Annotated in this window: 20 protein-coding genes and 1 pseudogene; 9 read left to right on the top strand and 12 right to left on the bottom strand. The window is 42.4% G+C overall.

The window, feature by feature from the left end; genetic code table 11:
• Positions 1-37: 37 nt before the first annotated feature.
• Together ABEF84_RS04485 and nfuA are read right to left on the bottom strand one after the other, a co-directional pair.
• Complete coding sequence (locus ABEF84_RS04485; RefSeq protein ID WP_347453701.1) at positions 38-2,119, bottom strand: TonB-dependent receptor domain-containing protein; 2,082 nt, start codon at positions 2,117-2,119, stop codon at positions 38-40.
• Positions 2,120-2,297: 178 nt separating this feature from the next.
• Positions 2,298-2,936, bottom strand: coding sequence for a Fe-S biogenesis protein NfuA (nfuA, locus tag ABEF84_RS04480; RefSeq protein ID WP_347454399.1), 639 nt, complete (start codon positions 2,934-2,936; stop codon positions 2,298-2,300).
• Between the two features lie 160 nt (positions 2,937-3,096).
• On the opposite strand from nfuA, the gene ABEF84_RS04475 reads away from it, so the two are divergent.
• The 3 genes from ABEF84_RS04475 (at position 3,097) to ABEF84_RS04465 (ending at position 6,478) form a co-directional block, all read left to right on the top strand.
• Positions 3,097-3,714 carry a rhomboid family intramembrane serine protease gene (locus ABEF84_RS04475; RefSeq protein WP_347454134.1) on the top strand — a complete coding sequence of 206 codons (618 nt, stop codon included), beginning with the start codon at positions 3,097-3,099 and terminating at the stop codon, positions 3,712-3,714.
• A gap of 110 nt (positions 3,715-3,824) precedes the next feature.
• Positions 3,825-4,769: an ABC transporter substrate-binding protein gene (locus tag ABEF84_RS04470; RefSeq protein ID WP_347473781.1), complete on the top strand. Its 945-nt coding sequence runs from the start codon at positions 3,825-3,827 to the stop codon at positions 4,767-4,769.
• Positions 4,770-4,936: 167 nt separating this feature from the next.
• A complete protein-coding gene (locus ABEF84_RS04465) occupies positions 4,937-6,478 on the top strand; it encodes a hypothetical protein (RefSeq protein WP_347454401.1) in 1,542 nt (513 codons plus the stop codon).
• A 412-nt stretch (positions 6,479-6,890) separates the two neighbouring features.
• On the opposite strand, the gene ABEF84_RS04460 is transcribed toward ABEF84_RS04465, so the two are convergent.
• A complete protein-coding gene (locus ABEF84_RS04460; RefSeq protein WP_347473780.1) occupies positions 6,891-8,510 on the bottom strand; it encodes an inorganic phosphate transporter in 1,620 nt (539 codons plus the stop codon).
• 517 nt (positions 8,511-9,027) lie between these two features.
• Here ABEF84_RS04460 and metH point away from each other — a divergent pair.
• Positions 9,028-12,714 carry a methionine synthase gene (metH, locus tag ABEF84_RS04455; protein WP_347473779.1) on the top strand — a complete coding sequence of 1,229 codons (3,687 nt, stop codon included), beginning with the start codon at positions 9,028-9,030 and terminating at the stop codon, positions 12,712-12,714.
• Between the two features lie 132 nt (positions 12,715-12,846).
• On the opposite strand, the gene ABEF84_RS04450 is transcribed toward metH, so the two are convergent.
• The 4 genes from ABEF84_RS04450 to ABEF84_RS04435 all read right to left on the bottom strand — a co-directional run bounded on the left by ABEF84_RS04450 (position 12,847) and on the right by ABEF84_RS04435 (position 15,916).
• Positions 12,847-13,473, bottom strand: a complete 627-nt coding sequence (locus ABEF84_RS04450) for a transglycosylase domain-containing protein (protein WP_347473778.1) — start codon at positions 13,471-13,473, stop codon at positions 12,847-12,849.
• Positions 13,470-14,057, bottom strand: a complete 588-nt coding sequence (locus ABEF84_RS04445; protein WP_347473777.1) for a hypothetical protein — start codon at positions 14,055-14,057, stop codon at positions 13,470-13,472. The genes ABEF84_RS04450 and ABEF84_RS04445 overlap by 4 nt, the downstream gene beginning before the upstream one ends.
• A gap of 52 nt (positions 14,058-14,109) precedes the next feature.
• Entirely contained in the window at positions 14,110-14,475 is a 366-nt protein-coding gene (locus tag ABEF84_RS04440) for an endonuclease domain-containing protein (protein WP_347473776.1), read from the bottom strand.
• 166 nt (positions 14,476-14,641) lie between these two features.
• Positions 14,642-15,916 (bottom strand): glutaminase, encoded by a 1,275-nt coding sequence (locus tag ABEF84_RS04435; RefSeq protein ID WP_347473775.1) that lies wholly within the window; start codon positions 15,914-15,916, stop codon positions 14,642-14,644.
• A gap of 261 nt (positions 15,917-16,177) precedes the next feature.
• On the opposite strand from ABEF84_RS04435, the gene ABEF84_RS04430 reads away from it, so the two are divergent.
• The 3 genes from ABEF84_RS04430 (at position 16,178) to ABEF84_RS04420 (ending at position 18,716) form a co-directional block, all read left to right on the top strand.
• Entirely contained in the window at positions 16,178-17,200 is a 1,023-nt protein-coding gene (locus tag ABEF84_RS04430; protein ID WP_347473774.1) for a GGDEF domain-containing protein, read from the top strand.
• Position 17,201: 1 nt separating this feature from the next.
• Positions 17,202-17,315, top strand: a complete 114-nt coding sequence (locus ABEF84_RS04425; RefSeq protein WP_347454133.1) for a hypothetical protein — start codon at positions 17,202-17,204, stop codon at positions 17,313-17,315.
• Positions 17,316-17,672: 357 nt separating this feature from the next.
• Positions 17,673-18,716: a GGDEF domain-containing protein gene (locus tag ABEF84_RS04420; protein WP_347473773.1), complete on the top strand. Its 1,044-nt coding sequence runs from the start codon at positions 17,673-17,675 to the stop codon at positions 18,714-18,716.
• Positions 18,717-18,780: 64 nt separating this feature from the next.
• Here the strand turns inward: ABEF84_RS04420 and ABEF84_RS04415 are convergent, their stop codons facing one another.
• Together ABEF84_RS04415 and ABEF84_RS04410 are read right to left on the bottom strand one after the other, a co-directional pair.
• Entirely contained in the window at positions 18,781-19,587 is an 807-nt protein-coding gene (locus ABEF84_RS04415) for an SDR family oxidoreductase (protein WP_347453690.1), read from the bottom strand.
• Between the two features lie 9 nt (positions 19,588-19,596).
• Positions 19,597-20,274 (bottom strand): hypothetical protein, encoded by a 678-nt coding sequence (locus ABEF84_RS04410; protein ID WP_347453689.1) that lies wholly within the window; start codon positions 20,272-20,274, stop codon positions 19,597-19,599.
• A gap of 189 nt (positions 20,275-20,463) precedes the next feature.
• On the opposite strand from ABEF84_RS04410, the gene ABEF84_RS04405 reads away from it, so the two are divergent.
• Entirely contained in the window at positions 20,464-23,358 is a 2,895-nt protein-coding gene (locus ABEF84_RS04405; RefSeq protein ID WP_347453688.1) for a valine--tRNA ligase, read from the top strand.
• A gap of 187 nt (positions 23,359-23,545) precedes the next feature.
• Here the strand turns inward: ABEF84_RS04405 and ABEF84_RS04400 are convergent, their stop codons facing one another.
• On the bottom strand, positions 23,546-23,848 hold the full coding sequence (locus tag ABEF84_RS04400) for a hypothetical protein (protein ID WP_347473772.1): 303 nt from the start codon (positions 23,846-23,848) through the stop codon (positions 23,546-23,548).
• A 141-nt stretch (positions 23,849-23,989) separates the two neighbouring features.
• On the opposite strand from ABEF84_RS04400, the gene ABEF84_RS04395 reads away from it, so the two are divergent.
• Positions 23,990-24,812 (top strand): IS5 family transposase gene (locus tag ABEF84_RS04395; protein ID WP_141667073.1). Its coding sequence is split into 2 segments (ribosomal slippage): positions 23,990-24,370 and positions 24,372-24,812, totalling 822 coding nucleotides; the frame shifts between segments, so codons are not numbered across the junction.
• Here ABEF84_RS04395 and ABEF84_RS04390 read toward each other — a convergent pair.
• On the bottom strand, positions 24,774-25,208 hold the full coding sequence (locus tag ABEF84_RS04390; protein ID WP_347473771.1) for a hypothetical protein: 435 nt from the start codon (positions 25,206-25,208) through the stop codon (positions 24,774-24,776). The two genes, ABEF84_RS04395 and ABEF84_RS04390, sit on opposite strands and share 39 nt — an antisense overlap.
• A gap of 207 nt (positions 25,209-25,415) precedes the next feature.
• Positions 25,416-25,733, bottom strand: a pseudogene (locus ABEF84_RS04385) (endonuclease domain-containing protein); the annotation flags it as partial.
• Between the last annotated feature and the right edge of the window lies 1 nt (position 25,734).

Raw genomic sequence — 25,734 nt, 5'->3', positions numbered from 1 at the left:
AAAAAGCCGCGAAAGCGGCTTATTTTATAAGATGACTTTAAAATTTAGCATTCAGGCTGATACTGTAACGGCGACCATCTAATAATTGGTCTCCCTCTACATCTTCAGCCTTCTCGTCTAAAAGATTATAAACACCGAACTTGCCTGTCAGGTTTGGAGTAAATTTATAATTAAAGCCAACATCAATGAAGCTATATCCAGGGTTTGGATCTGCCATAGACGTACGGCTTAAGTACGCTGAAGTCTCTGAGCGATAGTGTAAACGAGACCAAATATTTAAAGCATCGGTGACTTCATGATCGACTAAGATATTGAACATATGTTCTGGCATCTGGTTAAGTGGCTGGCCTTTAAACTCACCTGACTTAAACTCAGAATCAGTAAAAGTATAGTTTGCAGACAAAGTTGTATAATCCGTTAAGTCTGCTTCTATAGTCGCTTCTACCCCTTTGATTTCTGCCTCATCGACATTAATGCGCTCGCTAATAAAGTAGAAAGGTGTTGGGCCTTCGAAACATGCCCAGTTTTGCCAGTTATTACGGTTGGTGCTGCTACCATCTATATCTGTTTCACAGGCACGAACTTCTGTAATACGGTCTTTATACGTGGTCATAAACCCAGTTAAAGATGTATTTACATAGTCATTTTTCCAATTAAAGCTCAACTCAGTTGATACACTTGATTCTGGTTCAAGATCCGGATTGGCACGGATAATCCCACGGCCTGTCGGAAGTGGAGAACCACCACCACCTGTGACACTATAAAAGCCTTCAGTAGCCGCACGGATGTCAGGCTGTTTATAACCGGTCGCTACCCCGCCTTTCACTGTAAAATTATCATTTACTGCATAGACACCATATAAACGTGGTGACAAATGACCACTATAGTTTTCATCATGGTCATAACGTAAACCTGCGGTTAAATCGAAACGATCCGTTAGACGCCATGTATCTTCTAAAAATAATGCAGCAGACCAACGGGTTAATTCATTAAACTCTGGTGCATTAGGATTACGGTTCGTTGCCTTATCAATCAGCTTTTCATCTTTGTAGTGAGCCCCCATTGATAAGGTGTGATTACCTAATAACCAGTTCCATTGACTGTTTGCAATCCAGGTTTCCAAAGTAATGCCCTGGGTGCCTAAAGTTGTATTCTCACGGTCTGGATTTTTTGAACTTTCATATTGGATATAGGATGAGCTATCCAGATTGTCTGTATAACGACCATTATGTGTTAAGGCATATACACTACGATAATTCCGTGATGCTGAGTCAGCTGCGCCTGCGGCAGCTTCAACTGTTTTTCCTACAGATGTCGTTGAGTCCTGTTGAACAAAGTTAGCTTCTAATTGCAGGTCATGGTCATCATTCAACACATAAGTTAAACGTGAGTTCAAGCTTTCACGTTCTGTGCCTCGAAAACCACCAACGTAACTATCTTCTTCACGCTCTTGTTTGTTGAGCGCAAGTTGCAGTCCCAATTTCTCCTGAATCAGTGGACCAGAAACATAGACTGAGCCATTTTTAATATCACCTGATTTAGAGCTGTCCTGTATGGTGGTACCGAGCTCAATATTACCTGTCCATTCATCAGACACTTTTTTAGTAATGATGTTAACGACCCCACCCATCGCATCTGTACCATACAAGGTCGATGCCGGGCCACGAATGATCTCGATACGTTCAATAGAAGCCATCGGTGGCAGAATATTTTTCTCAAAACCAGCATCATCACCATTCGGGTTTACGTCTTTACCGTATTGGCGCTTACCATCTACCAGAAATAAAGTGTAATTTGAGCTCATTCCCCGAATACTAATGGTCTGCGCTGATCCTGAACCAGAAACTACCACACCAGGGGTATTACGCAATACATCCGTAATATCGTTATATTCGCGTTTATCTAATTCTTCTCTGGTAATCACAGTCATTGAAGATGGCGCTTTTTCAACTTCCTGTTCATAACCCGTAGCTGATACCACAATCGTCTGTAATTTTATCGCTTCTGTTTTTACATCACTTTTTTGTTCTTCATTAAATTGGTCTTGTGCCTGCACAGATAATGCCATTGCTGAAACCACTGCAAAGGCCAACGTCGATTTAAAAAACGGCTTATTCATACTTAATTACGCCCCAGAAGTTGATTTATGAAGAAATGTTGAATGAATTGTGAGGCATTGTAGCAATTTTAAATATAAATACAATTACTATTGATAATTATTCTCATTATTATTTGGAAGTTAAAAAAAGACCCCGAAAATTCGAGGTCTCATTTAAAAGCTAAATTTTATCGGCTACTTATTTAAAGTATGCACCTTCAGCCTGGCTGTGGTCAGTCTGGTCAACGACACGTGCAAGCTCTGGAATATGCTGTTTCAAAGTGGTTTCAACACCCTGTTTCAGCGTTACATCAATTGCTGAACAACCTTGACAACCACCACCGAATTTCAAGACTGCAGTCAGACCATGCTCTTCATCTTCAATCACTTCCACCAGTGCACAATTACCACCATGACCTGCCAGACCTGGGTTGATTTCTGACTGAAGCACGTAAGTAATACGCTCTTCTACAGAGGCATCTGGACCCACACGTGGCACTTTAGAGTTTGGCGCACGGAAAGTCAGCTGACCACCAAAACGGTCTTTGTTGTAATCAATCACTGCATCCAGCAAATAAGGAATAGATGGAGTATCGATGTACGCAGGAAAATCTGGATATTCCTGTTTGTAGTCTGTCGGTACAACTTCATCTGGTGCACTATAAGCCATGCAACATTCAGCGCGCGGAGTACCAGGATTTTCCACGAAAATACGCACACCAATGCCCGGCGTGTTTTGCTTTTCCAGCAATTCTTTCAAATACTCTTGCGCATTTGGTGTAATCAATAGGTTAGGAATTTCCTCTGCAACTGCAGTGCTGCTGTTCTCAGTCGACATAACAATAATTTCCTCAAGCTGAAGCTGCTATTTTAACTGAAGATGCGGGGTAAATATAAAATTTCAACTAAAATTGTCGGATTTATTATAAAAGTTCTACCTAAAAGCCAGATTAATGGCAAGATTAACTATTCCGACTTCAGAATTAGAACTGTCTTATATGCTGCACTTACCGTTTAACCATACCATTACCCTTATTCTAATTACCTGCATTATCTCCTTTATTGCCTTTTCCAAAGAACAGGTGATGAACCGCCTGATCTTCTGGCCGCCTGCCATTCAACGTGGTGAATATGACCGCTTTATTGCGCATGGTTTTATTCATGCCGATGGTACGCATCTGCTGTTCAATATGATTACTCTGTTCTTCTTTGGCAGTATCATTGAAAGCTTTTACCGCCAATATCTGTTTGACATGGGTTTTGTGCTGTTCTATCTGGGGGGGCTAATTGCGGCAATTCTGCCAAGCTATTTAAAGAATAAAAATAATCCACGCTGGGCCAGTCTAGGGGCTTCTGGCGCGGTTTCTGCGGTACTGTTCGCCTATATCCTGTTTGAGCCATGGAAACTGATTTTTGTGTTCTTTATTCCGGTACCGGCGATTATTTTTGCCGTGCTGTATGTGGCTTATAGTGTCTGGTCAGGCAAGCGTGGCAACAGCAATATCAACCATAGTGCTCACCTGTGGGGAGCAGCCTATGGGGTAATCATGACCATCATTTTGGAACCTCGGGTCATTCCACATTTCCTGAATAAACTGGCGCAACTCCCTCTTTAAATATTATTAAAAAGGGATAGTCACTATCCCTTTTTAATAATTCTCATATAAAAATGATTATCATTTACTAAAATCATGCTAATCTTTGCCGACATTTAAAGGGGGTTAACATGAAATTTAAAACTTTAGCACTTGCCACACTTTTGGGGTTAACTACATCTTTCGCCGTTTCTGCACAGGTAACTTTCAACTACAAAGACCAGAACATTCAGCTGAAAAAAGTGCCAAAAAAGATTGCAGTGTATGACCTGTCAGCACTGGACACTTTAAATGCCTTGGGTCTTGAAGCACAGCTGGTCCCTGCTGCAAGCTATACAGGTCATCTAGCGAAATACCAGCAGGACAAATTTATCAAAGCGGGTTCATTGTTTGAGCCAGATGTGAATGCACTAAAAGCAGCCAAGCCTGACCTGATTATTGTTGGTGGTCGTTCTACATCTAAATCAGACACAGTTAAAGACATCGCCCCTACCCTAAACCTGTCGCCAAATACCGAGCAATATATTGCTGATCTGACTGAACGTACGCATGTACTAGCACGCGCATTTGGTAAGGAAAAAATTGCGACTGAAAAGCTGGATAAAATTTCGGCCCTGCAACAACAACTGAAAAAGCAGACTGAAGGCAAAACTGCATTGATGCTATTTGCTGTCGGTGATAACTTTATGCCACATGCAGAAAATGACCGTTTTGGCTTTATTTATGAACTGGCTGGCCTGAAACCGGTAGTAGATCCATCTGAAAAATCTGATGCGCCGCGTCCAGAAGCTGGCTCACCAGAGGCACTCAAAGCGGCTGAAAAAAATGTTCAACGTATTGCTGCTGCGGTAGAAAAGAATCCGAATTATATTATCGTTCTGGACCGTGGTGCAGTGAATACGCAAAAACATACGGCTCAGGACAATATTCAAAAACACCCGGCCCTGAAAAATGCCAAAGCATTAACCGAGAAGAAAGTCATCTATGTAAATGCTGATGCCTGGTACTTAACTGGTGCTGGTCTGGATAATACTGCATTTATGTTAGAAGAACTGATTAAAGGTACGACTCATTAATTGTAGTCAGTTGCCCAAAAAGGAAGCTTCACGCTTCCTTTTTACTTGAAACATCTCGTAATAATTTCTAAAGTCAGGATGTCATATATTGCCAAGCTTGGACTAAATTTTGCAGCGATAATGTTTATATCTATCTATAAATCGCTGTAAGTCACGAGATATTTTGCATGTCCAATTCCCTAGACGGTCTTCAATTCCCCATTCCAGCCTCAGAAAAAAAACCAAGCACCTCAAAAATCGGCCGTAACATCATTTCCGCAGCCCTAGGTGCAGTTGATCCTGTACATGCCAATGCCGCGCAACAGGAGAAAAACTGGCGCAAACAGTATCCAGTGCATTTTAAGCGCCTGGTTAAAGATGGGCTGCGTTCTGCCGGCGCTGCACTGAGTATTGCCAAACAGGGTCTGGAAACGGCGCATTGCAGTTTTGAGTTTTACCGTAATGATCAAAAGCATGTACTCAAAGATGCGATGTCTTTGCCTGCAGAAAAACTGCATACTTTCCAGCTAAAAGGCTCATCTGAAAATTCACCAGAATGGTATGTGCCTTATCATGGCAAAAAACTGCAAGGACAAGCCTTACTAGATCAGATCCAGTCTTGGGAAGAACGTGGCATTGTCGAACCAAGTCATGCCAATGCCCTGCGTGAATGTATTGCCCATCCAGAATGGTTTGACCTGTCGGATCGTACTACAGTGCTTTTCGGTGCTGCTTCTGAAGCTGGCCCACTGACCTGGTTATCCAAATGGAAAGCTAATATTGTCGCGATTGATCTGCCGAATACCCGTGTTTGGGGCAAGATTCTGGATACCGTGAGTCAAGGCAATGCCACTTTATATGCTCCTTCCGTTGAAGCCCTGCCTGCAGATACATCACTGGAAATCTTAAAAGAAAAACTCGGCGCAAATCTGCTGACCCAGATTCCTGAAATTGCCCAATGGCTGATTCAATTTAAGCAGGATCTGGATCTGGCCGCGATTGCCTATCTGGATGGCGAAAAGCACGTGCGGGTTTCCATGGCAATGGATGCCATTATGAGCTACGTCAGTGAACAGAAAGCCAATACCAGCCTGATGTATATGTGTACTCCAACCGATGTCTACGCAGTACCTGCAGAAGTGGTGCAGGCTGCACAAAGCAAATACCAGCAATTGTCTAAACTGGAAAGTACCTTAACCAAGGGAATTTCATTGATTTCCCGCAAGCATTTCTTCCAGAAAAATGAGCAGGAACTGTTCAAAGTTGGCGAAAAATCCTACGGTGTTAGTGACTGTCTGGTGGTGGAACAAGGTCCAAACTATGCACTGGCCAAACGTCTACAACAATGGCGTGCGACACTGGCACGTGCTAACGGGCAACGGGTCAGTATTAACATTGCCCCTTCTACTACAACGTATTCAGTCACAAAAAATCCACTGCTGAAAGCCGCATTTAATGGCGCCAGCCTGTTTGATGTCGAAGCCTTTGCCCCTGAAACCACCAATGCGATTATGGCAGCCCTGTGGATTCATGACCTACGTAATCCTGAGTCAGTTGCCAATCCAGATGTAAAATTGAACCATCCACTCGAGCTAATGATGTATGGTGCAAACCATGGCGGTTTATGGCGTGTAGCTTATCTAGCGCGTACTGCCTTGCCGTTTGCAGCACTGTATGGTTTTGCAACGGAGAAATTACCAAAAGGATTGTTGAGTAAGTTGAAGAAGTAATTTTTCTTACATAAAACACTCATCAATTTACGTGGTTGGGCGACATGGATGTCGCCGTTAGGCTGTGATATATGGAAGTATCATCAGCCTAACAAAAGATTTTTGTTACTTTTGATCTTTCAAAAGTAAAGCTAAGCAATACTCATTTTATATTGAGTTGAAATTAGCTATTAATTCTTTTATTAAAGTACTCTTGGTCTTCTTATTACTCTCACCCAGCCCTCTCTTGCGCTTCGTTTAAAGCAGTGCTTTAATTTCGCTCAGGGAGCGGGAGTTTCCTCTATAAATTTAATAATGTATTTTCTCCTCTCTCCTTTTAGGAAATGAGCAGTACTGCTGTGCAAGGGAGAGGACTTTAAAAACACCCATAAAAAACGCTGCCTTAGCAGCGTTTTTTTACAACAGATCTTTTTTAGAAAACTTTTAACAACAACCAGTACAGTGCACCGGATAAACAGATCGTTGCAGGTAATGTAAACACCCAAGCCGATAGGATCGATTTCACCATTTTAAAGTTCAGACCGGATTTATTCGCTACCATGGTACCTGCAACAGCAGAGTTTAAAACGTGTGTGGTTGATACCGGCATACCAAAACCATCTGCAGCAGCGATTGTAGACATAGCAACTAGCTCGGCAGACATGCCCTGACCATAAGTCATGTGCTCTTTACCGATACGCTCACCAACCGTCACCACGATACGTTTCCAACCCACCATGGTACCAAGACCCAATGCTAATGCAGTTGCCACTTTCACCCAAGTTGGAATGTATTGCAGGAAGGAATCCAGATTGTCGCGGTATTCATCCACTGTTTTTTCCTGTGTAGCCGTCATCGCAGGTAAAGCTTCGGCTTTTTCCAGACGTTTAAATGCTGTAGTGCTCAGGTACATATCATTACGGAATTCTGAAACTTGAGCTTCTGGCACATCCTTGATGTTACTGTAGCTACCGACTTTATCACCCAAGTGATCGGTCAGGCTTGCCAGTGCGGGTACCACTTCAGCATTCAGTTCTTTTGTTTGAATGTAAGTTGTGATGATGGCACGGGCTTTCTCATCCGGAATATTCTCATGTTTCGGATAGATCGCATCAGCCGTTTGTGCAGACAGCTGACCGAAAGACTGGATATGTTGGGCATCCAGATTCTTGTTTAGTGAGTAAGCTAGCGGCACACAGCCGATCAGGATCAACATGATCAGACCCATACCTTTTTGACCGTCGTTTGAACCATGCGCAAAGCTGACACCAGTACAGGTAAAGATCAGAATGGCACGGATTAGCGGTGGTGGTGGCTTGTTACCTTCAGGTGGCTTAAACAGTTCAAGTTGGCGTTTGAAGATTTTTTTCACCAGCAGGAACAGAATGCTGGCAAAGACAAAACCGATCAGTGGTGAGAACAGTAAGGCTTTACCAACCTTGATCACCTGCTCAACATCGACACCAGAAGCACCACTACCCGCATTCAGCAGGTAGTTCATAATACCAACACCCAGAATCGAACCGATTAGGGTATGCGAACTGGAAGCTGGTATACCAAGGAACCAAGTGCCCAAGTTCCAGAGAATTGCCGCAATTAGCATGGAAAAGACCATAGCGAAACCGGCACCGGTGCCAACATTCATGATCAGCTCCACCGGCAGCAGTGCGATAATCCCATAGGCAACCGCGCCGCTTGCGACCATTACCCCCATGAAATTACAGAAACCTGCCCACATCACGGCCACAGGTGCAGACAAGGCATTGGTATAAATCACAGTCGCCACTGCATTGGCGGTATCGTGGAAACCGTTTACAAATTCAAAGCCCAGCGCAATCAATAATGCTGTGCCTAAAAGGATCAATGACCCCATCTGTACCGCAGGGACATGTGCAATATCGGAAGTCAATTGAAAGCCGATATAGATCAGCGTCGAAATGATTAGAGTCAGGAACACCGGCATAAAAAACTTCGGTGTCGGCACATGTACGTTCTTCGCTTGATTTGAAGACGTTCCTTGTGCTGATTCTAAGGGAGTTTGATTAGAATTCATGCAAGCAGGAATAGAGGATTCTAGAATCCCCATATTGTTCAATTAAATTGTGACAATTATATGACAATGACCTGCCAGCGACAGTAATTTTTTAGACTTTATAACTGCCATTGATCCTAAAATTTTTACAAAAAATTTTATTTTTAAATTTTATTAATCAATTACTTGTGAACATTCATCCTTTTCTAATGTACCAGTTTTTATAGGTTTTGAGCTATATAAGCGGCTAAAGTTCAGCCTGTCACAGAACCATTTCGTTTCTGCTTGCCTAAATATTGCCCGGCAAAGATGACTGTTTGATGAAACCCGCTTACATTTTTCTGTTCAGTTCAGCTTGTTAATCTGGCCATCGCTTTTTTGAGTTTTCTATCTGATTTCAGTCTTCTATCCCATACCTAAACTGCTTATCAAAATTTCATATCAGACATATCCAGCATTCTGAAGAACAGCTACAGCAAACTGTCCACTAATCTGTTAAGATTATTGCCGTTTTTTGATGCTTACTGAGAAAGTTTGAATGTCCACACTTGCCACCCTAAAAGAACTTCTTGCCAAGAGAATTTTAATTATCGATGGTGCGATGGGTACCATGATCCAACGCCATAAATTGGAAGAAGCCGATTATCGTGGTGAGCGTTTTGCTGATTGGGCATACGACCTTAAAGGCAATAACGACTTATTGGTACTGACCCAGCCACAGATTATTCAAGGCATTCACGAAGCCTACCTTGAAGCCGGTGCCGACATCATTGAAACCAACTCCTTCAATGGTACCCGCGTTTCCATGTCTGACTATCACATGGAAGATCTGGTTCCGGAAATTAACCGTGAAGCTGCGCGTCTGGCCAAAGAAGCTTGTGCCAAATATTCAACACCGGAAAAACCACGTTTCGTGGCAGGTGTGATTGGGCCAACATCACGCACCACATCAATTTCACCGAATGTGAACGACCCAGCCTTCCGTAATATCACTTTTGACGAACTGAAAGTGAATTACATGGAATCGACCAAGGCGTTGATTGAAGGCGGTGCCGATATCATCCTGATCGAAACCGTCTTCGATACCCTGAATGCCAAGGCTGCGATCTTTGCAGTCAAAGAAGTGTTCAAGGAACTGGGTACTGAATTGCCAATCATGATTTCCGGTACCATTACTGATGCGTCTGGCCGTACTTTAACTGGTCAAACTGCAGAAGCATTCTGGAACTCGGTACGTCATGCGGAACCACTATCAATCGGCTTTAACTGTGCACTTGGTGCCGATGCCATGCGTCCACACGTCAAAACTGTGTCTGATGTCGCAGATACCTTTGTTTCTGCACACCCGAATGCTGGCCTACCAAATGCGTTTGGTGGTTATGATGAAACGCCAGAACAGACTGCTGCTTTCATCAAAGAATTCGCTGAAAGCGGTCTGATCAACATTACCGGTGGTTGTTGTGGTACCACTCCGGATCACATCCGTGCCATTGCTCAAGCGGTTGAAGGTATTGCACCACGTAAAGTGCCAGAAATTGAGCCAGCATGCCGCTTAAGTGGTTTGGAACCATTTAACATCACCAAAGATTCATTATTCGTAAACGTCGGTGAACGTACCAACGTCACCGGTTCGAAAAAATTCCTGCGTCTGATCAAAGAAGAAAACTTCACTGAAGCTTTGGACGTTGCCCGTCAGCAGGTTGAAGCCGGTGCACAGATCATCGACATCAACATGGATGAAGGTATGCTGGATTCTCAAGGGGCAATGGTTCACTTCCTGAACCTGATCGCCTCTGAGCCAGATATCTCGCGTGTGCCAATCATGCTGGATTCGTCTAAATGGGACATTATCGAAGCTGGCCTGAAATGCGTGCAGGGTAAAGCCGTTGTGAACTCGATTTCCCTGAAAGAAGGTTATGACGAGTTTGTTGAACGTGCCCGCTTGTGCCGTCAGTACGGTGCTGCCGTGATCGTCATGGCCTTTGATGAAGACGGTCAGGCAGATACTGCTGAACGTAAAAAATCGATCTGTAAACGTTCCTATGACATTCTGGTGAATGAAGTCGGCTTCCCTTCTGAAGACATCATCTTTGACCCGAACGTGTTTGCGGTGGCAACTGGTATCGAAGAACACAACAACTATGCCGTGGACTTTATCGAAGCCACTGGATGGATCAAACAGAACCTGCCAAATGCCATGATCTCTGGCGGTATCTCGAATGTATCCTTCTCATTCCGCGGGAATGAGCCAGTCCGTGAAGCGATCCATGCAGTATTCCTGTACTACGGTATCCAGCAAGGTCTGACCATGGGTATCGTGAATGCCGGTCAGCTGGCGATTTACGATGACATCGATCCTGAACTGAAAGCTGCGGTTGAAGATGTGATCCTGAACCGCAACCAGGGCGAAAGCGGCAACGAAGCGACTGAAAAACTGCTTGAGATTGCCGAGAAATACCGTGGTCAAGGCGGCAGCCAAAAAGCTGAAGAAGATCTGGCTTGGCGTAATGAACCAGTAGAAAAACGTCTTGAGTATGCCCTGGTGAAAGGTATTACTACTTATATCGATCAGGATACTGAAGAAGCACGCCTGAAAGCGGTTCGTCCATTAGATGTGATTGAAGGTCCATTGATGGCTGGTATGAACGTGGTCGGTGACCTGTTCGGTGCCGGTAAAATGTTCCTGCCACAGGTGGTGAAATCTGCACGTGTGATGAAACAGGCCGTGGCTTGGCTGAATCCGTTCATTGAAGCAGAGAAAACCCAAGGCGAAGCCAAAGGTAAAATCCTGCTGGCGACCGTAAAAGGCGACGTACACGATATCGGTAAGAACATTGTCGGCGTGGTACTGGGCTGTAATGGTTATGACATCGTGGATCTTGGCGTAATGGTGCCATGTGAGAAAATCCTGCAAACTGCGATTGACGAAAAAGTCGATATCATCGGTCTGTCTGGTCTGATCACCCCTTCTCTGGATGAGATGGTCTTCGTTGCCAAAGAAATGCAGCGTAAAGGCTTCAAGATTCCATTGATGATTGGTGGTGCAACCACATCTAAAGCACACACTGCGGTGAAGATTGCTCCGCAATACCAAAATGATGGCGTGCTTTATACGGCTGATGCTTCACGTGCGGTGGGTGTGGCGACCCAGTTACTGTCTCCAGAAATGAAGCCGCAGTTACTGGCAGACTATGCCGCGGATTATGAAAAAATCCGTGTGCGTTTAGCGAATAAACAACCGAAAGCTGCAAAACTATCTTATCAGGAAGCAATTGAAAATAGCTTCAAGATCGACTTCGACAAGAATGCGCCAGTTAAACCGAACTTCATTGGTTCGCAAACTTTCACCAACTATCCTCTAGAAACCTTAGTGGAATACTTTGACTGGACCCCATTCTTTATTTCCTGGAGTTTGGCGGGCAAATTCCCGAAAATCCTGGAAGATGAAGTGGTCGGTGAAGCAGCGCGTGACCTGTATAACCAGGCTCAGGAAATGCTGAAAGACATCATCGAAAATAAACGTTTCGATGCGCGTGCAACCTTTAGCATTTACCCAGCGAACCGTGTCGCAGCTGATACGGTTGCGGTTGCTGACAAAAATGGCAATGTCACTCATACCTTCCAGCATCTGCGTCAGCAGTCTGACAAGGTGACTGGCAAAGCCAACTACTCACTGGCGGATTTTATTGCGCCGAAAGATGTGGCTCAGGATTATCTGGGTGGCTTTACCGTTTCGATCTTCGGTGCGGAAGAGTTGGCAAATGAATACAAGGCCAAAGGCGATGACTATAACGCGATTCTGGTACAGTCACTGGCTGACCGCTTTGCGGAAGCCTTTGCCGAGCACCTGCACCAGCGTATCCGTAAAGAGTTCTGGGGGTATCAGGCAGATGAGTCTTTAACCAACGATGAGTTGATTAAAGAGAAATATGTCGGTATCCGTCCAGCTCCAGGTTACCCTGCTTGTCCGGAGCACTCTGAAAAAGCACCATTGTTTGACTGGTTAGGTTCAACTGACAAGATTGGTACTTACCTGACTTCTAGCTTTGCGATGTGGCCACCTTCATCAGTCAGCGGTTTCTACTATGCGAACCCGCAAACTGAATACTTTAACGTGGGCAAAATTTCTGGTGATCAACTGGAAGATTATGCGAAGCGTAAAGGCTGGACGCTGGATGAAGCGAAACGCTGGTTAGCGCCGAATCTGGATGATTCTATTGTGTAAGATTCCTCTAGTTTAGAGAAGAAAAAATCCCCTCGATTGAGGGGATTTTTGTTTTTAATCTCCCCTAGCCCCTCTTTTTCAAAGAGGGGAATTTCGCGTATCAAATTGATTACGTAACAGCTCCTCCCTTTTCTAAAGGGAGGTTGGGAGGGATTTTTTAGCTAATTTGCAGGAAATATTATTAATCCTTATTTTCATTTTATATCGCCATATTTCTTTATTTTTTAATGGCTCTGGATATTTTAATCTCGCTACTATTTCAATTTTTTCAGCTTTACTCAACTGAAAAGATTTTTTATGGTTCTTTTTTAAGTAATGATCTATTCCATTCATTCCTGATCCTAAGAATGCGACTTTGAGATAAGCTGTTGCTATTTGTTTGCGACTAAATTTTTTACAAATTAAAATAGCTAGTAATTGCTCTCTAAATTTTCTAATCCATGTTCGCTCATATCTCTCAGTAATTACTCTCACATATTGCTGAGCGACTGTACTTGCTCCTTGAAATTGATTTCTAAACTTTGTGTAGTAAACAGCACGAAACATTGCATAGTGATCAATTCCAAAGTGCCTTGAAATTCTATGGTCTTCTGCAATAAATAAAATATTCAGTATTTCATCATCTACTAATTGATGAATGCTGTTTAAATGAGATTCGCATTTCTTTAGATCAGAATATATCTCTACTAAATTTAGAATTTGAAATAATTTAGCTAGAAAATAGAATGGGATTGTTGCCAAGAAATAAAGCACTTTCATACTTTTTCTTTAATTTCAGGAATGGATTGATGAAATGGTTCTTTAGATAAACAAACTTTTCCACTTTGATCAGCAACCATTGAATAAAAATCACCCTCAAACTTAGTTGCTTTCCGATTACTGAAAAGATGGAATTTTTTCTTTAATTCAAATCTACAATAAATTGTAGATTGTCTACGCTCTCCATACTCAGTTGCATGTAATGTTAATATATCTGGACCAAAAATATTTTTTTGAATTGACCCTTCTATTTGTGCTCTGGCACGATGTTTACCAGTATATTTCAGAACATGCCGAGTATGCGTAGAACGTTTTCCATAACTAGAGTCTTCATAAACTTTTTCAGAAGCTCCTCGAATATTATTCCCTTCTAATCTCAAAAATAAATTATGTTGTAATTCCATATTTTCATAGGGTCTATATGCTGATTTCTCAGTTTTAGATCTTAAGTACCATTTCCCAGAAAAGTCTGGAATACCTAAAACTCGCTCTCTAATCCAAAAGAAAAGACCAGCAATAATGATTGCAGCAAAAACCGCTTCAAGTACATCCCCACATGCAAAATCTTTAATTATCCATTCCATTTTTAAAAATTATTTTATAAAAAAATCAAAATATTACACTAATGACTTAAAATCAATATATCTCATTAAGTTGAATATTCTCCCTAATCAATTCAATAATATTTTCTGCCTCTTGTAATACTTGCTTATTATCAAACCTCAGCACCTTTAGCTCAAGCTGAGCCAAAGCTTCATCCCGAACTCGATCTGCTTCCTGTCCTTTATCCGTAAAGTGCTGATCGCCATCGCACTCAATCACCAGATTTGCTAATGGACAATAAAAATCCACAATGTAATTTAAAATTGGTTTCTGGTGGTAAAACTGCAAACCTAAAATTTGTTTGCCACGAAATTTTGACCAAAGCAGTTTTTCAGCCTCAGTCATGTTATTGCGTAAGTCACGCGAGGCTTGTTTTAAGTTTTTATTATAGGGTTTCATTTTTATTCTACTAATTTGTTTTTATTAATCCCTCCTCTTGCACCATACATGGCTCACCTTTAAGAAAGGGAGGAACTACGCGGATTTTATGCTGGCCTTGAATTCACGAAAAGTCCCCCTTTGCAAAAGGTGAGAGGCATTGCTTCGCAAGAGCGAAGATTCCATTCTACTTAAACCTCCCTAAAAACTTCTCCAATTCCTCCATCACCACATCTCTTTTCCTACCCTTCAACTGTTCCTTATCCAGCAAATCTTCTGAATCCACCACCACAACCTTATGTCCATCCTGTTTTAAACGATCGACACCTTCAAACAGCATCCTTACCCCCACATCATGAATTAAACTCAGATTTGTGAGATCCAGAACAATCATACTTTTCCCGGCTGGTTCCTCTTCCAATATCCGTAACAGCATTTCCGACTCGGTAAACTGCAATACGCCACGCAGTTCATAGACCACGACATTATTCTTTTTGCCGACAATGTAACGGCTTTGCAGAATGGTCTGTGCCGACGGCGTACCTTCCATTAAATGCAGCCCCATATCCCGTGCCAGATTTTCAAAAATTCTTAGCCCTCGTACACTGTTACCATGCTCATCAATCTTAGGGGAAAACACTGCAATCCCAACCTGTCCGGGCAGCACACCAATAATCCCGCCTGCCACACCACTCTTGGCAGGAATTCCTACGGTCGTGAGCCAGTCACCGGCAGCGTCATACATGCCGCAGCTCAACATAACACTCAATACCTGTCGAACCACGGAACGATCTAACAAGCGCTTACCGGTTTTCGGCTGTATCCCGCCATTGGCCAAGACACTGGTCATCACCGCCAGATCTTTGACCGTGACCTTGATGGCACATTGCTTGATATAGCCATTAACCATTTCTTTCGGATCATCCTCCAGTACACCAACAGTACGCAGCATGTAGCCAATCGACATGTTCCGAAAAGCTGTCTTGATTTCAGACTGATACACCTGCTCATCAAAAGACAGTTCTCGTCCTGCCAGCTCACTTAAAAAACGGCGGATCTGTTCAGCACGTGGCACGGTTTTCTTATACGGAATCAGGGAATGGGTAGTGATCGCCCCAGAATTAATCATGGGATTCTTGGGAATATTGCGTTCTTTATCAAGGGAAATCTGGTTAAAAGCTTCCCCAGAGGGCTCTACCCCAACTTTTTCCGATACCTTGACCAGTCCTATTTCTTTAATGGCTAATGCATAGGTAAAAGGCTTGGATAGGGATTGCATGGTAAATTCCACTTCATCATCCCCAGCGGAGTAAATCGTGCCGTCTACGGTTGAAAGTGCCAGCCCAAGCCGGTCTGGATTGACATTGGCCAGCTCAGGAATATAGTCCGCCAGTTTGCCTTTATCATTCGCAGCGCAGGCCGACAACACATGCTTTAAATAATCCGGGACGGGTGTTTTCATCCGAATGACCTTTAAATTTTTATCCTGATTTCACCTTAATTTTTTAGGATAAAACTTCAAGTATGGATGGGTAGCGTTTTGCAACATGATTGAGCCTATGCTATTTACCGGCATAAAAGTTGAGATCCAAAAAGCGAAAGAGTTCCGTTTTTTAAATTTTCAATTTGATCGATTAGATCTCTTTCAGGCTTTTATTTTTAAAGCTATTCTTGATCATGGAAAATGATATTATTCATCTAACGGCTAATATTCGACCTACATATGCTCTCTTCAGATCTTACTTTTTATAGCTTACTGGTGCCGAGTATTATGTCGAGCCTGGGGATCATCACGCTCGGTATTTCCCATTATAAAGGCTTACCCAGCTATTTAAGCTCCTACGCCTATGCCCTGATTCTGTTTGGTTTGGCAATCTTGCTGAATACCGTTCTATCCGGTTCAGCGTTAATCGAAATCTCCAGTCTTGTAGCTGTTCTGTATTTCTTGTCCTGTGCATTTCACAGTAAAGCGATTTATGAGCGTTTAAACGTCGACTATTTCTGGCCGCCCTATATTTACCTGATTAGCTTAGGTGCATTCGGCATTTACTACTATACCCAGGTGACGGTAGACCAGACCGCCCGCCTGCTGATTATCGGCATCATTACTGCAGCCATCTATCTGCACCGTCCGATGGCTTTTATTCAGTCAACCCCACGCTTGCAGATTGACCGATACCTGAAAATCATGACCTTTGTGACCGCGTTTATCGCCATTGGCCGTGCTGTCCTGTTAACTGTTTTAATTAAGGATCAAGGATTCGTCGCGCATTACGCACCCGCATGGGCATTAACCCAACTGCTGCTGTTAATTGAGCTGATTTTCTTAGGCATGTTCATCAGCTGTGCGATTTTGGATCTGGTATTAAGGCTTCAACAGGAACGCTATCGCGATCCGTTGACCGGTTTATTAAACCGTCGTGGACTTGAAGCCTATATTCAAAAAATAGATTCCGCTCCGAAATTACAGCATGCAGTTTTAATGGCCGATTTAGACCATTTCAAATCCGTGAATGACCGTTACGGGCATCAAGTGGGTGATCTGGTGTTACAGCATATTAGCCAGATCCTGAAAGCCAATATTCGCAGCAAAGACCAAGTAGCACGTATTGGTGGTGAAGAGTTTTTAATTGTCTTGCCGCATATTCAAAAGGATGCTGCCTTGAAAATTGCGGAACGTATCCGCTTGCAACTTGAAGCCACCCCATTACAGCATGAACATCAGTCCATTTATCTAACTATTTAGTATCGGAGTCTACTTCTTCAAAGATCCTGCACAGATTGAAGAAGCCATCGTAGCGGCCGATCAGCATCTGTATCAGGCTAAGCAAATGGGTCGTAATCAGGTGCAATCTGCATAGAAGAATTTTTCATATATGTAAAAATAATCATGCAATTAATGAGTAAATTTATTGTTTAATATTCATTAAATTTAAAACAATAATTTATTTTCTCATCAGGTTTCAAATGCTTACAATTATCATCACTCATGCTTCAATTCATCATTGATATCAGTACAAACTAATAAGAAAATTTGTTGGATTTTTGTTTAATTTCTCTTACCAATATAAGTTATTATGTTCAAAATCTCTCCCCGACTCGCCTGATCAATGTTCGATGCCCAGCTGAACTTTTACAGCATACTCATCCCTATTACCATTATCTGTTTGGGGATTGCGATCGCCTGTCTGTATATCTTTCAAAGACTGCCACGCTATTTGGCAAGCTATTCGCTGGCCTTGATCTGTGTCGGTTTCAGTCTGCTGCTGCAAACTGTCCTCACTGAAGATTTTCTAGAAATTGTTTTAGGCCCGCTTTTCGCCATCTATTTTTTAGGCTGTGCCTTGCATATCTATGCCATCCATGAACGCCTCCATCTGCCTGCCCGTTGGCCTGTGCTGATTAGCCTGATTTTTTTAGGTTCGATCGCCATTTTTTATTTTTCTGCGATTGAGCATCAACAAGTGTATTCACTGCTCGTAACCAGTTTTACTACGGCTGCCATTTTCCTGCATCGCCCGATTGCACTATGGCAGCACCGTGCCAAACTAAAAATTGACCGGGCTTTAAAAGTTCTGATTTTAGTGGTCGTGTTCTTCATTATCATGCGTGCAGTGCTTTTTAGTTTCCTGATGCAAGGCGATGACCCGCTCTCCTCTTATGATGGTTTATGGGCCTTTACCCAATTACTGCGTCTCTTGGTCGATATTATATTTTTAAGTTTGTTCTTTAATGGCGCTTTTCAGGAAGTCGTGGTACGCCTGAGCCAGGAACGCAATTATGACCCATTAACCGGTTTATTGAATCGGCGCGCTTTAGAACAATATCTGACGAAAATCAAAAACCAGCCTAGTACACAAAAAGCAGTCCTGATTGCAGACCTTGACCATTTTAAACAGGTTAATGACCAGTATGGGCATACCTTTGGCGATCTGGCCCTGCAACATGTCAGCCAGATATTCCAGCAGAACATTCGCAGCTCGGACAAAGTGATTCGTATGGGCGGTGAAGAGTTCCTGATCTTATTGGATCAGTGCCCGCATGCCAAAGCATTACAGATTGCAGAACGCATTCGCAGTTCCGTCGAGAATATGCCCCTGCAATACCGCGGTCAGTGCATTCATTTGACCATCAGTGTCGGTGTCAGCTTTTTTAAACAGTCGGATGAATTTGAACATGCCTATAACCAAGCCGATGAATTGCTGTATCAAGCAAAAAATCAAGGCCGTAATCGCGTCCATTTTCAACCCAATCTCGCCTAAGCCTCTTTTAGAAACCTAAAAAAAAGAGCATTAACATGCTCTTTTTTTTATATCTGGTGGTTGATTATTTCACCTTGGTTTTGCGAATCATCTTGTATAGCAACTTCGGTGAAATCCGCGAAACTAGCACCCCGATTTTTTCCTTGGTGCCACCGACCACGATATATTCCTCACCCAGCTGCAAGGCTTTGACCGTCTGTTGAGCAAAGTCTTCCGGAGCCAGACCATTTTCAATCGCTTCATCCTGTTTGGCCTGTGGCTTGCCTTCACCATTTAAGGCATTAAATGAGACATTGGTTTTGACAAAGCCCGGGAAAATCACCGAAACGCCAATGCCCTGATCGGACACTTCCGCTCGCAGACTGTTAGCCCACATATGAATGGCACCTTTGGCGGCTGAATAGGACGCACGATATTGGGTACCGAGCAAACCCGCCACACTGGAAATAAAGGCAATTCGGCCCGACTTCTGTTTCAGGAACGTTGGCAATACGGTTTTGGTCAGGAACACCTGCGAGAAATAGTCCACTTCCATAATGGCACGCTCGGTTTGCATGGTGGTTTCCTGAATCAGGGCACGCAGGCTTAAACCGGCATTATTGATCAGCCAATCAATACGGCCTTTCTGTTCCAGTACAGTTGCATAAGCTTTTTCCACTTGGCTTTCATTGGTAATGTCAGCGACAACAGATAAATGCTGATCCGGGTTTGGCAAACTGAGACGGACATTTTCCAGTTCTTCAAAACGGCGTGCAGTTAAAACAATCTGTGCGCCCTGGGCCGCGCATTCCTGTGCAATTGCCTTACCGATCCCTGAAGATGCCCCGGTAATCCATACCACTTTCCCATTTAAATTTTCCAGCTTTGCCATTGATCCCTCTTATTCAATATGTGAAGCCTGTTTTATTTCTTCATCTAAAAATGCCAAAAAATGCTCGAAGTAATAACTGATGGTATCTGCATCATGCAGACTACCCAATTTATCAAAACGTTTATAACCGAGTTGCGTGGTTAAATGAATCACACCATTCAAGGTTTTATCAACCACGACATTGAATTTTAATAACTGTTTTGGCTGACGCACCAGCTGAGTTACGCCCTGATCGACCACTTCGGTAAAGGCCTTTAATGCTGGTGATACATAGTGCGAATTGCCAGATTTGATTTCTTGGACATAACTATAGAGTTCCAGCACCAGATTTTTTTCGACTGGATAGCGGACGTAGTAATCGCCTTCAATTTCATGGGTCATTTCATACAGATAATTCACCAGCGGAATTAGGCGGTCATTGCCAAAGAAAGAGACTGACCACGGCATGTATTTGCGGGTCGTGCCCTTAATTTGTTGAATAATTTTTTCAGATTCCTGATCTGCCGACGTGGACATCCGTGCCAGCCGGCCAAAGACCTGTTCGATAATTTCGCAGGCAATATCCGCTAAAGTTTCACCTAAAGGTTTGGACAGGCTATTGGACTCACCTTCATTTAAACGTGTATGGATCTCGCGGAAACGGTGATGAGTTTCGGGCTGGATTTGTAGGGATATCTTGTAGCTCATCTCAGTCTCCTCTGCTGCGAGTCGTCATTATTCTAATATGCGATGAGTCGCCTTTCTGTTGTTCTATCATAGCCAAGCCTAGCTCACAAGCTTCATGGTTCAAGAATGCATCGGCTTGGGCTGCCGCAGCTGCCATTTTTTTTGCTACAATAGATGCAATTTTTTATCTACTTTTGATCTGTTTAGACTATGACTGATTCAGCGCAAAATATTGCTACGACCTACGATCCTACCGAGATCGAGAAAAAATGGTACAAAACCTGGGAAGAGCGTGGCTACTTCAAGCCGTCTCAAAAAGGCGAATCATTCTGTATCATGATTCCGCCGCCAAACGTCACCGGTAGCTTGCACATGGGTCATGGTTTTAACAATGCCATCATGGATGCGCTGACCCGTTATAACCGTATGTCCGGCAAAAATACCTTGTGGCAGCCAGGTACTGATCACGCGGGTATTGCAACCCAAATGGTTGTAGAACGTCAGCTCGGTGCGCAAGGCATCAGCCGTCATGACCTGGGCCGTGAAAAATTCATTGAAAAAGTCTGGGAATGGAAAGAACAGTCTGGTGGCAATATTACTCGCCAAATCCGTCGTTTAGGTTCTTCTGTAGACTGGTCACGTGAACGCTTCACCATGGATGAAGGCTTATCCAATGCAGTAAAAGAAGTGTTCGTAAAACTGCATGAAGAAGGCCTGATCTACCGCGGCAAACGTCTGGTGAACTGGGACCCTAAACTGCAAACTGCCCTGTCTGACCTGGAAGTTGAGTCTGATAAAGAAGAACAAGGTTCTCTGTGGCACTTCAAATATTTCTTTGAAGATAAATCCCTGCGTACCCAAGATGGCAAAGACTACATCGTCGTTGCTACCACTCGTCCAGAAACATTGCTCGGTGATACTGCTGTTGCGGTAAACCCTGAAGATGAACGCTATGCGCACCTGGTTGGCAAGAACATCATCCTGCCGATTACTGGCCGTCCAGTGGCGATCGTTGCTGACGAATATGTTGAAAAAGAATTTGGTACAGGTTGTGTAAAAATCACCCCTGCACACGACTTCAATGACTATGAAGTGGGTAAACGTTGCAACCTGCCAATCATCAACATTTTCAACAAAAATGCTGAAATACTGGCTGAGTTCGAATACATCGAAAAAGCGGGTGAGCAGATTTCTAAAACTATCCCTGCTCCTGCAGACTACATCGGTTTAGAGCGTTTTGAAGCACGTAAAAAACTGGTTGCTCAAGCCGAAGCTGAAGGCTGGTTAGATCAAATCCAACCATACACCCTGAAACCACCTCGCGGTGACCGTTCAGGCGTGATCGTTGAGCCATTACTGACTGACCAATGGTATGTGAAAATCGCTCCGCTTGCGAAACCAGCAATTGAAGCCGTTCAAGACGGTCGCATCAAGTTCGTGCCTGAACAATACAGCAACATGTACATGGCATGGATGAACAATATCCAGGACTGGTGTATCTCTCGTCAATTGTGGTGGGGTCACCGTATCCCTGCTTGGTACGATGCTGAAGGCAATGTTTACGTGGGCCGTAACGAGGAAGAAGTGCGTGCGAAACACAACATCGCCGCTGACATTGAACTGAACCAGGACGAAGACGTACTGGATACCTGGTTCTCTTCTGGTCTGTGGACATTCTCAACTTTAGGTTGGACTGGTGACGAAGCGAAAGACAAAGAAAACTATTTCTTGAATACCTTCCACCCAACTGACGTATTGGTGACTGGTTTTGACATCATCTTCTTCTGGGTTGCCCGTATGATCATGATGACCATGCACTTCATGAAAAATGAAGATGGTACTCCACAAGTACCGTTTAAAACTGTGTACGTTCACGGTTTAGTACGTGATGGCGAAGGTCAGAAGATGTCTAAGTCTAAAGGTAATGTACTTGACCCATTAGACATTATTGACGGTGTTGATCTGGAAACTCTGGTACAAAAACGTACTTACGGTCTGATGAACCCTAAACAGGCTGCGAAGATTGAAAAATCGACCCGTAAAGAATTCCCAGAAGGTATTCAGGCTTACGGTACTGACGCAGTTCGTTTCACATTCTGTGCGCTGGCAAACACTGGTCGTGACATCAAGTTCGACATGAAACGTGTGGAAGGTTACCGTAACTTTGCCAACAAAATCTGGAACGCAACCCGTTTCGTATTGATGAACATTGAAGGTCAAACCATCGGTCAGGAAGTTCGTCAAGACCTTTGGGAACTGCCAGAACAATGGATCGTAAGCCGTCTACAAAAAGCGGAGCAAGCAGTTCAACAAGCATTTGCAACTTACCGTTTAGACTTGGCTGCACAAGCGATTTACGAGTTCATCTGGAATGAATACTGTGACTGGTATGTCGAGCTGACTAAACCGGTGCTGAATGATGAAAACGTGTCTGAAGAGCGTAAAGCTGAAGTTCGCCGTGTGTTATTGGCTGTGATGGAAGCATCTTTACGACTTGCTCATCCAATCATGCCGTACCTGACTGAAGAAATCTGGCAAACACTTGCACCTAAACTGGGGATCGCTGGTGAAACCATTATGCTGGCTCAGTACCCTGTTGCTGATGAAACTCTGATCAATGAACAGGCTGAAGCGGACATGCAATGGCTGCAAGGTTTGATTGGTGCGGTACGTAACATCCGTGGTGAGATGGGTCTAGGTAATGCTCGCTTATTGCCTGTACTTCTTCAAAACACCACTGATACAGAAAAAGCTCAAATCGCGCGTATTGAACCGTTGTTTAAAGCATTGGCAAAAGTTGAAAGCATTACTTTCCTTGCTGATGCTGAACAACCACCATTGTCTTCTTCATCTGTAGTCGGTCATGTGTCTGTATTCGTTCCAATGAAGGGCTTAATTGACCCTAAAGCGGAATTGGCTCGTTTGCAAAAAGACTTAGACAAGGTTCAAAAACAGCATGACCAAATTGCCACTAAACTTAGCAATGAAGGTTTTGTGGCGAAAGCACCTGCTGCTGTGGTTGAAGGCGAGAAAGTGAAACTTGCTGAGTTTGCGGATCAGTTAGCGAAGATTAAAGCGAATATGGAGCAAATTGCAGCGCTTTAATGTATTGTTAGTTTGATCTAATTTATAGTATAAAGGGCTGATTATTCAGCCCTTTATTTTTAGAGTCAAACGGCTTTGTTGCATAAATATGTAAGCATCTGATTTAAATAAATTTAATTTTGGATCAAAAAATAATCAAAACTTCTAAAATCATATAGTTATGAAATCTTTGTGCAACAAAGCCGAGTCAAACTAATCTATATCCCCAAGAGTATTCAATTATCTTATCCAAAAAACGATTATCATCATCAGATAACTTGTGTTTGTTACCAAATTTAATTTTGAATTCTTTTAAAAACTCTTGTGTGATTCCCATAAAATATTTTGGCAACTCAAAATGACTTAAGTTTCTTAATAAATCATCTTGACCATATAATTCATTCAATAATTTTCTTACTGCCTCCAAAGTTTTCTGTTGCTTGAAGAATGCTTCATTATTTTCGTCGATTAACTCAGGATCAATTTCAACAAATGTTGTTCCATGTGCCAATATATTTCTTAAACTGAATAAGATTCTGATTTTATTACAAATATCAGGATTAACTTCTTTATTAATATTAAATTTTAAAAATCCTATATAAAAATTAAATAGACCTCTTGCGAAAGTAAAAACTACCTCAATATAGATTTCATGAAATATCAGAAATTAAACCGTTTTTCAGATTCTGAATTCAAGCGCTTGGTTGGTGTACCTCGACCAGTTTTTAGTGAAATGGTCGAAGTTTTAAAAGAAGCAGAATCACTTAAAAAGAAATCTGGGCGTCCTCATACTTTAGCTATAGAGGATCAATTATTATTAACACTCAATTACTTACGGAATTACAGCACTCAATTGGAATTGGCTGCAAATTACCATATCGCTGAAAGTAATGTGAATCGAACTATTAAAAAGGTTGAAGATGCATTAATGAAATCAAGACGTTTTACCCTGCCAAAACGAAGCATTACCACAGCAGACGAACAATTTAACTGGGTAATTATTGATGCGACAGAATGTTCAATAGAACGCCCGAAAAAAAAATCAGAGTAAGTTTTACAGTGGTAAAAAGAAGAAACATACGTTAAAAGCCCAAGTGATCTATCATCCGAAGAGCAAACAAATCATAGGAGTAGATATATCGTCTGGCAGTCAGCATGATATTAAATTGGCAAGAAAAACAGTTAAGAAATTCAAACATTGTGACTATGTTATGACCGATTTAGGGTACTATGGGTTAGAGCAAGATGGCTTTAAGTTATTGATGCCAATAAAGAAAAAGAAGAATTTCCCCTTATTTGATGCTGAGAAAAATTACAATAAAATGATTGGAAAAATACGAGTTGTAATCGAACATATTAATAGTCAATTGAAAAGATTTAGAATACTAAGTGAACGCTATCGAAATAGACGAAAAAGATTCGGTTTACGCATTAACTTAATCGCTGCACTGGTAAACCGGATGAACTTGCAATAACGACTTTCGCAAGAGGTCTAATAATTTCTCAATCCCACCTTCATTTTCTAATTTAATAAGAAAAGTGTCTAATATATTTTCATAGGGAGATTTACCTGTAGCACCCCTTCTTGAATTTTCTTCAATATGTTTATTAATTTCCTGTCTTAAATTTTGAGATAAAATATATCGTAAAGCACCTTCTACTATTGCAGCATTTAGTGAAAGTAATGGGAAGTTATACACATAATTATCTATTATTTTTTCTTCCTTACAAAATACTTTCAAGTAACTCTCGCTAAATCTATCATCAGTTAATTTTGAGTTTTCAGGCTTATTTTTTCTATTATGTAATATAGCTAATTCCTCATAACTTCGTAGTAATACTTGATGTGTAGCTAGATTCAAATACGACATTATTTTCCCTATATAAAATTAATATTCAATCCTCTTGATTATACACTCACCCCAACTCTCACCCATAAGGAGAGCGAACGTCATTTGATTTAATGCCAATATGAATTTCAAAATCGAGTTCCCTCTCCTGAACAAGTTTTAAAGCACTGCTTTAAAACAAAGCGCAAGTGAGGGGTAGGGAGAGGTCTGTTTTAGTTCAAAACATCTCTACCACAAATCTTCTAAAACCATATCCGTCCGCCCCAACTCATCATGATTCCGATAATGTACAACGGTTAAACCCAAAGCCTCTAAAAACTTGGTTCGTGCAGCATCATATTCAATAGCATCATCTATTCCATGCTGTCCACCATCTACCTCAATCACCAAGCCAATTTCATGACAGTAAAAATCTAGAATATAAGGTTTGATCACATGCTGACGACGAAATTTAAGATTCATAAATCGCTTGGCGCGTAGAAGTTGCCACATTAAATGTTCTGCATCGGTGGCAGTGTGACGCATGGATTTGGCGAAGGCGAATAAT

It is taken from the genome of Acinetobacter sp. ANC 7912 (assembly GCF_039862785.1).
GTDB classification, from domain to species: Bacteria; Pseudomonadota; Gammaproteobacteria; order Pseudomonadales; family Moraxellaceae; genus Acinetobacter; species Acinetobacter thermotolerans.
Note: the sequence above shows the minus strand (reverse complement) of the source record. Positions and strands in the feature narration are given on the sequence as shown.

Bases quoted from the DNA above. Each gene is read 5' to 3' on its own strand.
- ABEF84_RS04430 (WP_347473774.1), top strand. From the start codon at position 16,178: ATGCTCTCTTCAGATCTTACTTTTTATAGCTTACTGGTGCCGAGTATT.
- ABEF84_RS04410 (WP_347453689.1), bottom strand. From the start codon at position 20,274: ATGAGCTACAAGATATCCCTACAAATCCAGCCCGAAACTCATCACCGT.
- metH (WP_347473779.1), top strand. From the start codon at position 9,028: ATGTCCACACTTGCCACCCTAAAAGAACTTCTTGCCAAGAGAATTTTA.
- ABEF84_RS04440 (WP_347473776.1), bottom strand. From the start codon at position 14,475: ATGAAACCCTATAATAAAAACTTAAAACAAGCCTCGCGTGACTTACGC.
- ABEF84_RS04470 (WP_347473781.1), top strand. From the start codon at position 3,825: ATGAAATTTAAAACTTTAGCACTTGCCACACTTTTGGGGTTAACTACA.
- ABEF84_RS04405 (WP_347453688.1), top strand. From the start codon at position 20,464: ATGACTGATTCAGCGCAAAATATTGCTACGACCTACGATCCTACCGAG.
- ABEF84_RS04435 (WP_347473775.1), bottom strand. From the start codon at position 15,916: ATGAAAACACCCGTCCCGGATTATTTAAAGCATGTGTTGTCGGCCTGC.
- ABEF84_RS04485 (WP_347453701.1), bottom strand. From the start codon at position 2,119: ATGAATAAGCCGTTTTTTAAATCGACGTTGGCCTTTGCAGTGGTTTCA.
- ABEF84_RS04460 (WP_347473780.1), bottom strand. From the start codon at position 8,510: ATGAATTCTAATCAAACTCCCTTAGAATCAGCACAAGGAACGTCTTCA.
- ABEF84_RS04415 (WP_347453690.1), bottom strand. From the start codon at position 19,587: ATGGCAAAGCTGGAAAATTTAAATGGGAAAGTGGTATGGATTACCGGG.
- ABEF84_RS04465 (WP_347454401.1), top strand. From the start codon at position 4,937: ATGTCCAATTCCCTAGACGGTCTTCAATTCCCCATTCCAGCCTCAGAA.
- ABEF84_RS04445 (WP_347473777.1), bottom strand. From the start codon at position 14,057: ATGGAATGGATAATTAAAGATTTTGCATGTGGGGATGTACTTGAAGCG.
- ABEF84_RS04475 (WP_347454134.1), top strand. From the start codon at position 3,097: ATGCTGCACTTACCGTTTAACCATACCATTACCCTTATTCTAATTACC.
- ABEF84_RS04450 (WP_347473778.1), bottom strand. From the start codon at position 13,473: ATGAAAGTGCTTTATTTCTTGGCAACAATCCCATTCTATTTTCTAGCT.
- nfuA (WP_347454399.1), bottom strand. From the start codon at position 2,936: ATGTCGACTGAGAACAGCAGCACTGCAGTTGCAGAGGAAATTCCTAAC.
- ABEF84_RS04390 (WP_347473771.1), bottom strand. From the start codon at position 25,208: ATGTCGTATTTGAATCTAGCTACACATCAAGTATTACTACGAAGTTAT.